This is a genomic window from Varibaculum sp. C0165D1 (assembly GCF_056590355.1).
This window is the reverse complement of record NZ_JBWPVY010000004.1, coordinates 189,259-203,651: the sequence shown is the minus strand read 5'-3', so window position 1 is coordinate 203,651 and position 14,393 is coordinate 189,259. Positions and strand designations below refer to the sequence as shown.

At 53.0% G+C, this 14,393-nt stretch carries 15 protein-coding genes and 1 tRNA gene; 6 read left to right on the top strand and 10 right to left on the bottom strand.

The window, feature by feature from the left end; genetic code table 11:
* The first annotated feature begins 14 nt into the window (after positions 1 to 14).
* The gene (locus tag AC1EKS_RS07320; RefSeq protein ID WP_481008535.1) at positions 15 to 1,490 is read left to right on the top strand and encodes an amino acid permease; all 1,476 of its coding nucleotides are present in this window, start codon (positions 15 to 17) and stop codon (positions 1,488 to 1,490) included.
* 365 nt (positions 1,491 to 1,855) lie between these two features.
* On the opposite strand, the gene AC1EKS_RS07315 is transcribed toward AC1EKS_RS07320, so the two are convergent.
* The 8 genes from AC1EKS_RS07315 to upp form a co-directional block, all read right to left on the bottom strand.
* Positions 1,856 to 3,055 carry a glutamate--cysteine ligase gene (locus AC1EKS_RS07315; RefSeq protein ID WP_481008536.1) on the bottom strand — a complete coding sequence of 400 codons (1,200 nt, stop codon included), beginning with the start codon at positions 3,053 to 3,055 and terminating at the stop codon, positions 1,856 to 1,858.
* A 10-nt stretch (positions 3,056 to 3,065) separates the two neighbouring features.
* Complete coding sequence (locus AC1EKS_RS07310) at positions 3,066 to 3,821, bottom strand: glutamine amidotransferase-related protein (protein WP_481008537.1); 756 nt, start codon at positions 3,819 to 3,821, stop codon at positions 3,066 to 3,068.
* A gap of 96 nt (positions 3,822 to 3,917) precedes the next feature.
* Complete coding sequence (locus AC1EKS_RS07305; protein ID WP_481008538.1) at positions 3,918 to 4,388, bottom strand: nucleotidyltransferase domain-containing protein; 471 nt, start codon at positions 4,386 to 4,388, stop codon at positions 3,918 to 3,920.
* A 169-nt stretch (positions 4,389 to 4,557) separates the two neighbouring features.
* Positions 4,558 to 5,619 (bottom strand): pseudouridine synthase, encoded by a 1,062-nt coding sequence (locus AC1EKS_RS07300; RefSeq protein WP_481008539.1) that lies wholly within the window; start codon positions 5,617 to 5,619, stop codon positions 4,558 to 4,560.
* A 90-nt stretch (positions 5,620 to 5,709) separates the two neighbouring features.
* Positions 5,710 to 5,973 (bottom strand): type II toxin-antitoxin system BrnA family antitoxin, encoded by a 264-nt coding sequence (gene brnA / locus AC1EKS_RS07295; RefSeq protein ID WP_481008540.1) that lies wholly within the window; start codon positions 5,971 to 5,973, stop codon positions 5,710 to 5,712.
* The gene (locus AC1EKS_RS07290; RefSeq protein WP_481008541.1) at positions 5,957 to 6,229 is read right to left on the bottom strand and encodes a BrnT family toxin; all 273 of its coding nucleotides are present in this window, start codon (positions 6,227 to 6,229) and stop codon (positions 5,957 to 5,959) included. Before AC1EKS_RS07290 ends, brnA begins: the two co-directional genes overlap by 17 nt.
* A 258-nt stretch (positions 6,230 to 6,487) precedes the next feature.
* Positions 6,488 to 6,572, bottom strand: a tRNA-Ser gene (locus AC1EKS_RS07285).
* Positions 6,573 to 6,890: 318 nt separating this feature from the next.
* Positions 6,891 to 7,532, bottom strand: a complete 642-nt coding sequence (gene upp / locus AC1EKS_RS07280; protein ID WP_481008543.1) for a uracil phosphoribosyltransferase — start codon at positions 7,530 to 7,532, stop codon at positions 6,891 to 6,893.
* Between the two features lie 262 nt (positions 7,533 to 7,794).
* On the opposite strand from upp, the gene ppk2 reads away from it, so the two are divergent.
* Both ppk2 and AC1EKS_RS07270 read left to right on the top strand, forming a co-directional pair.
* The gene (ppk2, locus tag AC1EKS_RS07275; RefSeq protein ID WP_481008544.1) at positions 7,795 to 8,706 is read left to right on the top strand and encodes a polyphosphate kinase 2; all 912 of its coding nucleotides are present in this window, start codon (positions 7,795 to 7,797) and stop codon (positions 8,704 to 8,706) included.
* Between the two features lie 95 nt (positions 8,707 to 8,801).
* A complete protein-coding gene (locus AC1EKS_RS07270; protein ID WP_481008545.1) occupies positions 8,802 to 9,488 on the top strand; it encodes an SDR family oxidoreductase in 687 nt (228 codons plus the stop codon).
* Between the two features lie 56 nt (positions 9,489 to 9,544).
* On the opposite strand, the gene AC1EKS_RS07265 is transcribed toward AC1EKS_RS07270, so the two are convergent.
* A complete protein-coding gene (locus AC1EKS_RS07265; RefSeq protein ID WP_481008546.1) occupies positions 9,545 to 9,958 on the bottom strand; it encodes a DUF2304 family protein in 414 nt (137 codons plus the stop codon).
* 8 nt (positions 9,959 to 9,966) lie between these two features.
* Positions 9,967 to 10,641, bottom strand: a complete 675-nt coding sequence (locus AC1EKS_RS07260) for a glycosyltransferase family 2 protein (protein ID WP_481008547.1) — start codon at positions 10,639 to 10,641, stop codon at positions 9,967 to 9,969.
* Positions 10,642 to 10,827: 186 nt separating this feature from the next.
* Here AC1EKS_RS07260 and AC1EKS_RS07255 point away from each other — a divergent pair, with 186 nt between their 5' ends.
* From AC1EKS_RS07255 to AC1EKS_RS07245, 3 genes are all read left to right on the top strand, one after another.
* Positions 10,828 to 11,934: a DegT/DnrJ/EryC1/StrS family aminotransferase gene (locus AC1EKS_RS07255; protein ID WP_481008548.1), complete on the top strand. Its 1,107-nt coding sequence runs from the start codon at positions 10,828 to 10,830 to the stop codon at positions 11,932 to 11,934.
* 3 nt (positions 11,935 to 11,937) lie between these two features.
* A complete protein-coding gene (locus tag AC1EKS_RS07250) occupies positions 11,938 to 12,909 on the top strand; it encodes a Gfo/Idh/MocA family protein (protein WP_481008549.1) in 972 nt (323 codons plus the stop codon).
* A gap of 308 nt (positions 12,910 to 13,217) precedes the next feature.
* Positions 13,218 to 14,342: an acyltransferase family protein gene (locus tag AC1EKS_RS07245; RefSeq protein ID WP_481008550.1), complete on the top strand. Its 1,125-nt coding sequence runs from the start codon at positions 13,218 to 13,220 to the stop codon at positions 14,340 to 14,342.
* Positions 14,343 to 14,393 lie beyond the last annotated feature (51 nt).

Sequence of the window (14,393 nt, the reverse complement as noted above, 5' to 3'; positions counted from 1 at the left end):
TTAGGAGAAATCTAATGAGCGAAACTCAACCGTCGGCAGCGGGGACAGCCTCTCACCGCGACAAATCCGATGTCGGATACCGCAAAGGGTTAAAGTCTCGCCACATGCGCATGATTGCGCTGGGCGGGGCCATCGGGTCCGGCCTGTTTTTTGGGGCTTCCGGACGTATTTCCGAGGGCGGTCCCTCGGTAGCCATTGTTTATGCAATCTGCGGCGCCGTAGCCTATATGATGCTGCGCGCCCTGGCTGAATTGAGCCTGTATCGGCCCTCCTCGGGCGGCTTTATTTCCCACGCCCGCGAGTTTATGGGCGAACGCGGCGCCTATTTCACTGGTTGGTTTGCCTTTATTACCTATTCTTCGGCGCTGATGGCCGATATCACCGCAATCGCTAACTATATGCATTACTGGAAAATCTTCCAGGTGATTCCCCAGTGGGGATGGGCTTTCATCGCCTTGGCGCTGATGGTGATAGTCAATCTCGCTTCCGTAAAGTTCTTCGGGGAGTTTGAGTTCTGGTTCGCGATGATCAAAGTGGCGGCGATTGTAATCTTCATGATTTTGGCGATTGTGGTCTTGATTCTAGGCATCAACCTGACCGTGGGTGGCCAGGTTTACCATCCGGGGGTGGGTTCGATTACCAATCATGGCGGCCTCTTCCCCAAGGGCGCTTTCACCATGGTGACTATGTCGCTGGGAGTGCTTTTTGCTTACGGTGGTACCGAATACTTGGGCGCCGCCGCTGGTGAGGCCGAGGATCCGCAAAAAGAATTGCCCCGGGCAGTTAACTCTATGATGTGGCGAATTTTGCTGTTCTACATGGGATGCATCGTGCTTTTCACTTTGCTTTTGCCGCACAACGTTTACGACAAGAACGAATCTCCCTTCGTTACTTTCTTTACCGCTATTGGTATTCCCGCTGCCGGCACCATTATGAATATCGTGGTGATGCTGGCGGCAGCCAGCGCGATTAACGCGGAACTTTATACCTGTGGTCGCGGTCTGCGTTCGCTAGCGGTTTCCGGTTCGGCTCCGCGCTTCCTAGCAGGGATGAACCGCAACGCGGTACCTTACGCGGCGATTGTGGCTGCCGGCACTGTCGGCTTGGTGGGGGTATTTATCAATATGATTCACCCCACCGAGGCGTTCGACGTCATCGCCTATATGGCAGGTATCGGGATTTGCTCTATGTGGGGCTCCGTGATGATCTCGAATATCTTGTTCGTGCGTCACTGCCGCCGCAACGGGCTGGAGCGTCCGAAGTTCCACGTTCCTTGGGCGCCTTACACCAACTACATAGTGCTAGCGGTGTTTGCCTCGATGATCGTGCTTATGTGGTTCGAGGGCGGACTGGGGCCAGCAGCAATTATTGCGTTTGCCTCGGTGACCGCAGTGTTGGCCCTGGCCTGGTTGGTGGTGCGCAACTACGTTGACCATGACATGTTCACTGCTGACGCTTCTACCGAAACCGAAGCTAGCGATAACCAGTAACACTTAAGCGCGGGGGAGAGTTTTTCCTCCCGCCCAAGAAATCGGGGAGAGACTAGGTCTCTCCTCGATTTCTTATGCCCTAAGGTTTATAAGCTTATGATTTTAGTTCCTAGTTTCCGAACATCACAGCTGGTAATGCGGAGTCTGTCTACTCGGATAAAACTCTCCCCCACGCTCACAAATGCCAAACAGCTATAATCCTTGCCCGCGCTAATAACGTGTTAGCAGAGCAGCATGCCCTGGGCAACGGGCGTGGGAAAAGCACTCCGGGGACCCCGTGAGCCTCAACAGGTTCGGCTCAAGCCCCCGGTCGTATCTTTTCCCGCACCCTCTTTAAGCGTTACTGCTAGCGGAACTTGGCGGGCTTAGCGGGCGCGGACTTTCCAGCCTTTGACCCCGCTTTGGTGCAGGGATTTGTCTACGAAGTGCCCGGGATCCAGCGGCTCGCCCGCCTCCATTTCTGCCATTAGGAAGGCAACTACTGCCTCATAGGAGTTGGTGTGTTCAAAAATGGTGCGTTGCCGCTGGTAGCCGACTCCCAGTTTCACTATGTCGAGCAGTGACCAGAGTTCTTCCGCGCAGCCTAGATCTTCAGCGGCGGGCGAGAGTTCCTCTAGCCAAACCGGCAAAGATGCGGTGAGCAGCGCTTCTTCCCCGTCTGCGTCCTCAATCAAGATGGCATCCATCCCGTAACGCGCAGCCCGCCAGCGGTTCTCCCGCACGAACCAATCGGGCAGTACCGGCAGCTCTTTGCCAGCATCTAGCTGCCGGGACGCGGTTTCTACCAGGGCTTGGGTGAGAGCGGCGCAGGCTGCGACCTCTTTCAAAGTCGAGGAAGCATCGGCTACGCGTGCTTCAATAGTGCCAAACTTGGGGGAAGGGCGAATATCCCAGCGCACCTGATCGAAGGAATCGATTACCCCGGTTTTGAGCATTCCGGAGGTGAAATCTTCCAGCTCCTCCCAGGTTTCAAATTGATAGGGTTTACCCGCGGTGGGCAGCTGTTGAAACACCATCGCGCGGTTGTCGCAGTAACCGGTATCGACTCCCGCCCAGTAGGGTGAGGATGCGAATAGCGCCTGAATATGTCCAAGTTTGCTGGTAAAATAGTTTTGTATCGGCAGTACCTTATCGCGATCTTCTACCCCGACATGTACGTGGGTACCGAAAAGTAGCATCTGGCGCCCCCAATATTGGGTGCGGTTGACCAGTTCTTCATAGCGTTTACTATCGGTTACCTGCTGGTAGCTGGGGTTAGCGAAGGGGTGGGATCCCGCGGAGGCTAGCTCCACGCGCAGCGCGGAGGTGACCGGCCGCACCAGGTTGATTCCCTCTTTCAGATCCATGAGGCAATCGCGCACGTTGCGGCGAGGACGGGAGATAACTTCTACCGTATTGAGCAGCATTTCCCGGTGTACCAGTGAGTTCTGCGGGTGTAAGCGCTCCACTTCCTCTATCACTGCACTAGCGCATTGACGCAGGTCAAAGGAGTCTTTATCGATTAGCTGTAGTTCCCATTCGATACCGATGGTGGAACGCTCAGAACGAGAAAACTTTATGCTCATCAGGTGCCTCCTAACGACGGTAATGTTCAGTAAAGGCTGATAGCAGCCGGTGCGAACTGGTTACATCTTGGGTCATGCAGCGGGCGATGACCGCTTCGCGTTCAGCGGCCGCATAGTAGGTATCCCCGTATTGGTCGATGCGGATCTGCATACCCGCGGTGGTGATTTCGGGGTGAAACTGAGTGCCATACAGGTGATTTTTAAACCGCAGCAACTGGTAGCGGCAATGTTTCCCACTGCCAAGCAAGGTTGCACCCTCAGGAAGTGCCGCCAGCGAATCCCCGTGCCCGGTGTAGCCGCGGATTACCGGCGCTAGCTGCTCGGTCACCGGGTCGGACCGACCCTCATCGGTCAAAGTAACCTCCACCGCCTGCAGGTCTTCGTTAGTGCGGTCAGTCAAATCTGCGCCGGAAGCCGACGCCAACATTTGCATCCCGTAGCAGAGCCCCAAGGTGGGAAAGTCCTGCTCTAGCAGATAATGCATAAGTGGCATTAACTGGTTATATAGCTGCCGCTGCATGGGATCTTCGGAGCCGGTTGGTAGTTTTGCCCGAAACGGAGATCCGGAAATAATGACTGCGCTATATCCGCCGGCAATATCTAGGTCGCGCGGCAAATCAAGGTCGCTTTCCTCTGGTAGCAGGTGAGAGTGCAGCTCCTGGCCGATCTTTAGCCCAGTGACTTCGGCAATGGTTTGCAGCTCGTCACGCGCTATTCTTCCGGCCGGACGGCACTGAATAAATAAAAACGGCAGCCTTTCTCGCATGAGTTATAGCTTACGGGTTAGCGCGCCATCCGTCATAACAGCCCCCTCAAGCTGCGTAGCAATTCCGGAATTAGACAACACCAAGCGATCTTCGAATTATCCATAGATTTTAATTCCGTCCCTCAGTATTTCGTTCACCAACTCGGGATTATCTTTAAGCTGCTCTAGTTTTAAAAGATCCACTTTCTTATTGAGCGCTTCTCGCAAGGATTCTGCCAAATCATAAAACTTAATGCCGGAAATATCTGTGGATATCAACAAATCCACATCACTTTCCGGGGTAGCTTTCCGCTTGGCATAGGACCCAAAGAGATAGCAGTACTCCACATCATAGGAGGCGAATACTTTTCGACATATCTCCTCGATTTTTGCGATGGTGAGGATCCCGTGTCCTTCATCGATATAGCCGTATCGCTCCAGTTTTTCCATCATGTACTGGTACTTTAAAGATTTTCTCTTCTGTTCTTCGTTCTCGTAATTTTGGTAGGTGCGAATCGGAATATCCAAGTAGGAGGCGCATTCAACCTGAGTTAGTTTCTTCTGTTTGCGGAGTTCCTTCAGGGTCACCCTCATCACCTCTCTTGGACTATCTCGCCAAAAATAAAAACACGCAACTATTTTACGCAATTCTTGCGTGTTTTATCAATAGTTAATACGCAATTCTTGCGTGTTTTTCTTGCGTGTTTACCGGGGGACGCGGTGCAAGCCTACCTATCTCAGCAATCTGGAAGTCAATTCATGGCACCTTTCGCCCAGGTGGGGGCGGGGCAGTCACGGTTACCGTATTACCTTGATTTTCCGGGTCGAGAAACTGCAGCTTGTGGGCGTGCAGGCACAGCTGGGGCTCAATATTTTCCGGGGCATCCGCAGGCAGGACTATCGGATAGAGGGGATCACCCACGAGGGGATACCCAAAATGCGCCAAAGTAGCGCGCAGCTGATGAGTAAACCCGGTTTCTGGCTCTAACTGCCACAACAGTTCTTCTTCTGGCACGGATTCCCGGTTCTCCGGGTTTGCGTTTCCCTCTCCCTCTGGTTGTTCTGCATTTTCGGGGAGGAGGAATTTTCCGAGGACGAGGCCGCGGGTACGGCTTTGGCAGCGCGTCACTTTCCTCCCGACCGGGGGTGCTCCTATCGATACTGTCAACGAGCCAGCTTCCTTATACATATCTAGCTGGAAATCGAAATGCTCCCCCACCTGGGGAATAGCGCCTTTTCCCCGGCCGTCACCGCCGAGACTGCGTGCCAGGTAGATTTTCTTTACTTGCCGGCGGTCAAATAATTGCTGGTAACGCGCCCGATATTTCGGATCTAGGGTCAGCAATAAGCATCCGGTAGTGAGGCGATCTAGGCGATGCGCGGCGCTGATTTGATCATTGTGAAACTGTCGGCGAGCAGCCACCACCACGGAGCGGGTAACCCAGGAGCCGCGGGGAATCGTTGCCAGGCTGGCGGGTTTATTTACTACGATTGCCCCCTCGCCCTCCCAAAGCACCTGCAGCTTCGGTAAGTCAGCTCCTTCATCGGGAGCCGCTCGATGCAGGTAGTAGCGTTGCCCCGCCAAGAGTTTGCTATCCGGGGAGAGAGCGATCCCCAAGGGCGAAACCACATCCCCCGCCGCGAACGCTTTCGCAACAAAATTCGCAATCTCACTGGTAGACAGCGATAGTTTGCGTTCCAGCTGGGCTTGCAACTGCCGCTCTAAAGTATCTTCACTATTAGCGGTAAATACCACCGGATCAATTCCACCCCGCGCAGGTGGGCGCACCACGTGCCTGCGCTTTCTGCGTCTTCCCACCGTACCCCGCCTATTAGCTATCTTGGCCGCGACCGCTACTGACTTTTCCACCCTATCGCGCCCGGCTGCGAGTAAATCCTGAGGCGGAGATTAACTGGCGGCGTGGTTCGTTAGCCTTTCTGCTAGATAAGTGTTTATTACTGCGTTCCTAGAAATAGCCAGATCAGCCGCCTGCTTATCCAGTCCCTGAATCATCCACTCGGGCATGGTTAGCGTTACCCGTTTCTGCTCGACCGATCGCAGCGGGGCATTTACCTGCGGATTTTCCAAGTCAAAATATTCGAGGACGTCCTCACCGTCGTCAAATTTTTTATCGATCTGCTCGGCGGTCAAGGTATCAAATGCTTTGCTCATAAATCTCTATCTCCTTCTGCCTGGCGCGCCGCACCGAAATTATCCGCGTGCGTCCTGCTCGCTGGGTAGTAATAGCGCTATAGTATTTACCCTCTATTTTTCCAATAGTTATTTGCCTTGATTCGTCATTACCCGCATTAATCGAGTTAAAAGTTACCGTTTTCCCTTGTGTCCAGAGCTTCTGGCTTTGAGCAAAACTAATGCCGTGCTTGGAGTGATTAGCCATGCTCTTCCGCGGGTCATACTCAAATTCCACCTCAAACACTCCTAATTTCAACATCTATTATACGTCAAATAGATGCAAGAATCCCGGTTCCTAGCATTTCATCTGATTCCCGGGGGGAAATCATCGCCGAACACACCATCAACCCCAACCAAACCTATCAACCAAAAAACGGACAAATGTCCTGAAACACCCCAAACCCAAAACGGACAAATGACCCGAAACACCCACCCCAAAAACCCAAAAAATCCCGCGACACATGCGGACACATGTCGCGGGACATCACACTTGCGGTAGCGGTGGGATTTGAACCCACGGTGGGTTGCCCCACACAGCATTTCGAGTGCTGCACCTTCGGCCGCTCGGACACGCTACCAGGTACTGTATTCAGTTGTTGGTGTGGTTACTCGCGGCCGAAGGCACCGAAGGTACCTGAGGCAAAAAGCGAGAAAACGCCACCTACTCTTGGTTGCGGAATCTCGCGGCCGAAGGCACCGAAGGTACCTGAGGCAAAAAGCGAGGAACCGCTACCAGCATCTGAGTTAACAGACTTTCCAAAGTTTAGCGGATATGCACGCCAGAACTAAACTCTAGAGCCGAAATGTGACCACTCCCGCGGATACCCAACCGCGACACAGCGATCACCGCCGCACAATCACCCTAAACGGTGTCGCGAAAACCCTGCCGCGCGAAACTAGTGATCTACGATCCCATACAACCGATCGCCGGCATCGCCTAGACCGGGGCGAATATAAGCTTCGGGGGTGAGCCCATCATCTAGCGCTGCTACCACTATGGTTACTTCTGCCCGATGACCGATGTGTTCTTCCACGTGCTTAACCCCTTCGGGCGCTGCCACCAGGCAGATACAGGTCACGTCCCGTGCGCCTCGCTCTAGGGCATAGTCGATAGCCGCCACCAGGGTACCCCCGGTAGCGAGCATGGGATCGACCAGGAACACTTGCCGGTCAGTTAAATCCTGAGGTAGACGATTCGCGTAGGTTTCGATCGCCAAGGTTTTTTCGTCCCTTTTCATCCCCAGGAAACCGACCTCTGCAGTCGGCAGCAAGGCAGTCATTCCCGAAAGCATTCCCAAACCGGCACGCAGGATCGGGATCACGATCGGGCGAGGCGTCGAGATCACCGCGCCCTCCATCGATTGAATCGGGGTTTCAATCTGCTTCGGGGTTACCCGTACGTGCCGGGTTGCTTCATAAGCGAGCAGGGTAACCAGTTCATCAACCAGTTGCCGAAACACCGAAGAAGGAGTGTCTTTATCTCGAAGAATGGTCAGTTTATGTTTCACCAGCGGATGGTCAATGACTTTAAATTCCATACCTCAAAATTAGCCTGTTTTTGACGCTTCCGCCCACTCTTTACGGTTCCCTCTTTGGAAAAAACTCTCCCGCAGGCGAATCCGCGCAAAATCTGCTCGAAACCAATTCCCTTAAGCCGCGAGCTCGCCCTCCCTAATACCACCCATCCAAACCCGCACAGCCCGAATAGTTTTACTTCGCATAAAAATCCCCTCCCATTTCCCCTCCAGGCAGGCAAACCCTGTTCTACCCTAGGAATTACCCCCAAACCAGGAGAGATAGATGAGCCAGAAAGAACACGGGATTAGCGAAGCCGACAATATCAAAGTCCAAAAAATCCCTAATAAAGTTTATGAGGCCGAGTTATACCGCTTGCAGGGAGAACTCGGGAAGTTGCAGACTTGGGTGAAAGCCACTGGTGCCCGAATCGTGGTTATTTTCGAGGGACGTGACGCGGCTGGTAAAGGCGGCACTATTAAACGGATGACCGAGTATCTCTCCCCGCGCGTGGCCCGAATCGTAGCCCTCCCTAAACCTACCGAGCGTCAAGAAACCCAGTGGTACTTCCAGCGTTATATCGAACACCTGCCCGCTGCCGGTGAGATCGTGCTCTTTGACCGGTCTTGGTACAACCGCGCCGGAGTAGAAAAAGTGATGGGATTCGCCAGCCCAGACCAAGTGCAACTCTTTATGCGCCAATGCCCTATTTTTGAACAAATGCTGGTGGAGGACGGAATTTACCTGCGTAAATACTGGTTCAGCGTGTCCGACAAAGTGCAGTACAAACGTTTCAAATCCCGCCTGGGCGATCCTTTGCGTCAGTGGAAACTCTCGCCTATGGATCTAGAGTCGATCACCCGTTGGGAAGATTATTCGCGCGCGAAAGACGACATGATGGTGCATACCGACACTTCGGTAGCGCCGTGGCATCATGTGCTTTCTGATTCCAAGAAGCAGGCGCGGCTAAATATGATCCACCATTTCCTCGAATCTATCCCCTATACGGAGATTGAGAACAATTCGGAGCCGATCCATCTACCCCCGCGCCCCAGTTCCAGTGGTTACGTGCGTCCCTCGGTGGCGGTTTCCAAGTATGTTCCCGATTTCGCTGGTAAAGAGGTGGAGATACACAAGAAAAAGAAGGCGGAGGGTAAAGGGGAAGATCTCAAGAAGTATCGCGATAAAGAAAACTAGGAACTTCTAGTTCCGCAATACCGGTGGGGTGGGAGAACAGCTTCTTACCCCACCGGTTTTTGCGGCTAGTAACCGGTATGCTTTAGGGAGGCTGCATGGACAAGATAGCACTGGTAACTGGCGGTTCGCGCGGAATCGGCGCCGCCATTTGTAAGGAACTTTCTCGTGACCACCACGTTTTGGTGGGGGCAACTACCGAGGAGGGTGCGCGGGCAGTAGCCGATACCCTCCCTTCGGCTGAGCCTTGGGTGGTTGATCTTTGTGACGAGGACGCCCTCGCCGCTAAGGCTGCCCAGCTAAAGCGACTAGATTTACTGGTCAATAACGCCGGGCGGCTAAGTAAGGGAAAGGTAGCTGACGCCTGCCGTCAAAATTGGCGTGATGACTTGGAGATAAACCTGGTAGCTCCCATGGATTTAACCCGCCTCTGCATCCCATTGTTGCGGGAAACAAAAGGGCAGGTTATTTTCATAAACTCGGGGTCAGGGTTAGATTCCCGCGGAAGTTCGGCAATCTATGGCGCCAGCAAGTTCGGTTTGCGGGCCCTCGCTGATCGCCTGCGCGAGGAGGAGCGCGGCAAAATCCGGGTAACCTCCATCCATCCGGGGCGAGTAGATACCGATATGCAACATATTCTACAGGACGACGCAGGCTACTATGATCCGGAAGATCATATGACGGTGGAATCTATCGCGAGAGCGGTGCGTTTCGCTATTGATTCTCCGGAAAACGCGATGGTGGAAATGGTGTCGATTCGCCCCGTACGCCAGGTACGCCGCTAGGTATATACGGCGATAGGTATATGCGGCGATAGGTCTATTAGGAGCTAGTCCTGGGCCTATTTTCCGGCAGTTGCGCCATTGCGCTTATCTTCACTGGTTTCAAAGGAAGTGTTTTCCGCAGGGAAAACTTTTTTCGCGTCCTCACCGAGGACGGTATGAGTAATCGCCACTTCCCGCGCCAGTTTGGTTAGGCGCCGCTCCGCCGCGTTACGCTGCTTAGCCTGCATCAACATATTGTAAAGAACCACTACTACCAGGGCATACAACAATAGATCGGCCCCGCGTCCTACCCCTAAAAAACGAGCAATCGCGGTGGTGATCCCCGGGAAAATCACTACTATTACCGCAGCAATTGCAAAAAGTAGAATCCCTAGGCGGCGCCAAGCGGTCTGTTTCGCCCCCAGATTGGCTTTGAACATGAAGAGGGAAAGTCCCAGCACCAAAATAATCAGCAGGATTTTTATCAACATAGCTACCCCTATTTGATTAGTAATTCGGTGAGGATATTTATGGAGTTAAGCAGTGATTGCCCCTTGGCTTTGGAGTAATCGGTATAGCGGATTAGGACGTTGTGCTCAGCCCAAGGAAGTCTCGTCCGCGCCAGTTGCGCCACGATCTCCGAGGCATGCGCCATCCGGTTCTGCAGCAGGTTTACTTGCTCAAACGCATCGCGCCGTAGCAGCCGCAATCCGTTATGAGCATCAGTAAGTTTCAATCCGGTGCGGTTGGCAGTCACCCGAGCCGCGGTTTTTAGTACCAGACGCTTCGCCCAACCTACTTGGGTTTGGGAAGACAAGAACCGCGACCCGAATACTATTGCCAAGTCCTCCTTTTCGGCCTGTTCCACCATCGCCAGGCCGTCCTGCACCCGGTGTTGGCCATCGGCATCAAAGGTAAGCAAGTATTTTGCCGGGGTAAATTCCCGCACGTATTGGATTCCGGTCTGTAGTCCCGCTCCTTGCCCCAGGTTTACCGGGTGGCGAATAACAGTCGCACCTGCAGCTGCTGCCACCGCGGCGGAGCGATCCCGGGAACCATCATCTATACAGACCACATGAGGAAAGGTGGGTAGCAGATCTTTAACTACTTTCCCGATCACCTGGTCCTCGTTATATACGGGGATGATGACCCAGGTGTCATCTCTAGCTGCCATGGTCGTGGTTAGTCCCCTTTTCCTGCGAAGCTGATTACTTTTTCTAGAATAACAAGCATTTGGGACTTTTCTTATAGGCGCCAGGCTCGCTAGCACTTATAATAAGGGTGGACATCGGGAAGTCAGCCAAAAATCATCTGGCATTAAGGGCTATCCCATACCAGACCCAGGAGGTTACTTATTCTTATGACTGCAGAGTTTATTCCCGCCGCAAAACCCATTATTGGCGATAAAGAACGCGCCGCGGTGGATGCGGTTCTAAAATCCGGCATGGTGGCGCAAGGCCCGCGGGTAGCAGAGTTCGAAGAAAAGTTCACTGCCCAGATGGCCAGTGGCGATGGCCAACAGTCAGTAATGGTTAACTCTGGTACTTCCGCCTTGCATGTGGGACAGCTGGCTGCCGGGATTAAACCGGGTGACGAAGTAATCGTCCCCTCCTTTACTTTCGCTGCCACTGGCAACTCCGTCGCGATTATCGGCGCTACCCCGGTTTTTGCCGATATCGAGGACGACTACTTCTGTCTAGATCCCAAATCGATTGAAGCCTCCATTACCCCGAAGACCCGCGCTATCTTGCCGGTTCACCTTTACGGGCATCCGGCAAATATGACCGCCATTATGGATATTGCTAAGCGTCACGACCTCCTAGTATTCGAAGACGCCTGCCAGGCACATGGCGCTACCTGGAACGGTCAGCAGGTAGGCACTTTCGGGGCTTTCGGAGCTTTCAGCTTCTACCCCACCAAGAATATGACCGCCGGCGAGGGCGGGGCGATCACCACCGGGGACGCCGAACTCGCCCGTGAAGCCCGGATGATTCGTAACCAGGGCATGGAAAAGCGCTACGCTAATGAGCTAGTGGGGCTTAACAACCGGATGACTGACATTAATGCCGCCATCGGCCTGGCGCAGCTGTCTCAGGTTTCCGATTGGATGGAAAAACGCCGCGCCAACGCGAAGTTCCTAAACGAGAATCTGCAGGGAGTCAAGGTTCCGCCGGTAGCTCCAGAGGCTGAGCACGTCTACCACCAGTACACTATCCGGGTAAGCGAAGACCGCGACGGTTTTGCGGCTGCTCTTAAGGATGAGTACCAGGTTGGTTCCGGTGTGTATTACCCGATTCCTAACCACCGCCTGCCCTCCTTGACTCCCTACGCCAAAGGTCTGGAACTGCCGCACACCGAAAAGGCCGCGAAAGAATGCCTATCGCTGCCGGTTCACCCCTCCCTCTCGCAAGGCGATCTGGAGCGGATCGTGGAAGCGGTAAACACACTGGCCAAGGCGGGTGCATAAAGAATGGCGAACCTGCGTTACGGGATTATCGGTATCGGCTCGATGGGCCGGCACCATGTACGTAATATCCGCGAGTTGCCCGGCGTTGACCTGGTAGCGATGGCGGACCCAGCTGGGGACAAGTTTGGGGTTTCCAAGGGGATGGAAGTCCTCCCCGATATTGACGCCTTGATTGCGCAAGGGCTGGATGCTTGCGTAGTAGCAGTTCCGACCGTTTTCCACGAGGAAACCGCGTTGAAACTAGCCGAGGCTGGAGTTCATACCCTGGTAGAAAAACCGCTTTCTACCGACGCAGAATCCGGGGCACGGATTGTGAAAGCATTCGCGGATGCCTCTTTGGTAGGAGCCGTCGGGTATGTGGAGCGCTGCAACCCCGCCCTCCTGGAAATGAAGAAACGCATTTCTGCGGGGCAGCTGGGTGAGGTTTATCAGATTTCTACCCGCCGCCAGTCTCCGTTCCCGGCCCGAATCTCGGATGTGGGGGTAGTCAAAGATTTAGCTACCCACGATGTGGATTTGACTGCTTGGGTGGCCGGCTCGAACTATGCGTCAGTGTCGGCGGTAACCGCTTACCGGTCAGGCCGCGAAAATGAGGACATGGTCAATGTGGTTGGCAAACTGGAAAACGGAGTGCTGGTAAACAACCTGGTGAACTGGCTTTGTCCTTTCAAAGATCGCAAGACTATTGTGATTGGTGAAAAGGGTGCCCTGGTGGCCGACACTATGATGGGCGACCTCACTTTCTATCGCAACGGATCAATTCCGGTGGAGTGGACCCAGGTTGCTAACTTCCGTGGAGTTTCCGAAGGTGAAATGACCCGCTACGAGCTCACCAAACGGGAGCCGCTACGGGTAGAGCACGAGCATTTCCGGGACGCTATTTTAGGCAAAGGCAACGATCACGTCTCCATGTCGGAGGCTCTGCAAGCTTTGAAAGTGGTAGAAGAAATTCTGGAATCTGCCACACGAGCTTAGCGTTTGATATTTCCAGCGTCTGTTAATTAAATTAACGGGGTTCGGCGATCCGCAATAAGGATTGCCGAACCCCGTTTTTCTAACTTTAAAACTTACAATCGCGCTGTTTGTCGACTAACTGGAGCACTTCAATGCTATTAATTTAATTTTTTGAAACCACGTAAGACTCAGCATTCATTGAGCAGAGAAAAACACTTATTATCTCTCTAAATCAAAGCGTTAGATTGCAACATTGGGGGAGCCCCAAATACTGTCCTCTTGATTAGGTAAATCATGACGAAATTTCGGTATACGGTAAGCTAGTCAAGATGGTTTTCCCTAAGTTTCGCACCAGTTCTCCGCCGCCACTCGTCGGGCGTCTGGATGCATTAACGGGACTCCGCTGGTGGGCTGCTTTTGCAGTATTCGCCTTCCATGCCAGAAATTTTGCTCCGCTTCCTGGTTACGGTCTGATGGAATACGGCAGATATGGAGTTAGTTTTTTCTTTGTACTATCCGGTTTTGTGCTTACCTGGTCGGCAAAACCCACCGTTACTGTGCGGCAGTTCTGGTTTCGCAGGATCGCGCGGATATGGCCGGCTGCCATGGTGGCCTTGCTAATAGCTATTCCTATATTTCACCCTTGGTGGCACTCTCCCCAAAGCCCGTGGGAAAAACCCTTCTCCCTGCTGGTAATTGCCCTTTCGATTCTCTTTTTGCAAGGTTATTCCACGCGACCTGAGATTCTTTTCTCTGGAAACCCTGCTGCCTGGACATTAAGCTGCGAATTTCTTTTTTACTTTATGCACCCGTTTGTTAACGGAATAACCTCCAAATGGGGGAAACGCGGTAACCTTGCCCTATTTTGGGCTACTGTTATTGTCGCTACCATTATTAACTTTTTGGGGTTAAGTTCAGTGCCTGTCCCATTTCTACGGTTATGGGAGTTTTTCTTGGGGATGTCAGTCGCTAACGCTCTGCGGTGGGGGTGGCGCCCTAGGATCCCAGTATCAGGAACATATATCCTAATAGTTGGACTAATATTAATCCCCTGGCCTCCTATCGCCAGACACCTGCCCTCCTGGCTGATTAACCTGATAGTCCTGTTCCAACCAGTTCTATTTGGGACTGTTTTCGCCCTAATGATTGCGGCAACCGCCTATAGGCAGATTCTAAAAAAACCCACCATCATGGACAGGTGGATACTGGTTAAAGGCGGGGAATGGTCATACTGCTTTTATCTAGTGCACGCCTCTTTCATATATATATTGCGAGATCTATTTGGTCAGCAACCGGCTGGACAGATTGGCATAAATCTCTGCTGGTGGTTACTGCTCTTCCTTCTAGGACTGGCGGTAACCGCACTTCTCCATCTTTTGGTTGAAAAACCGGCGGAAAAATACCTTCGCGCCTGGGGGGATCGAAAGTTTGGCGTCAAAAAAAGAGACCACTAAATCAGGGTTATCTATACTTCATTTTCAGTATTTTAAAATCGGATACAGATA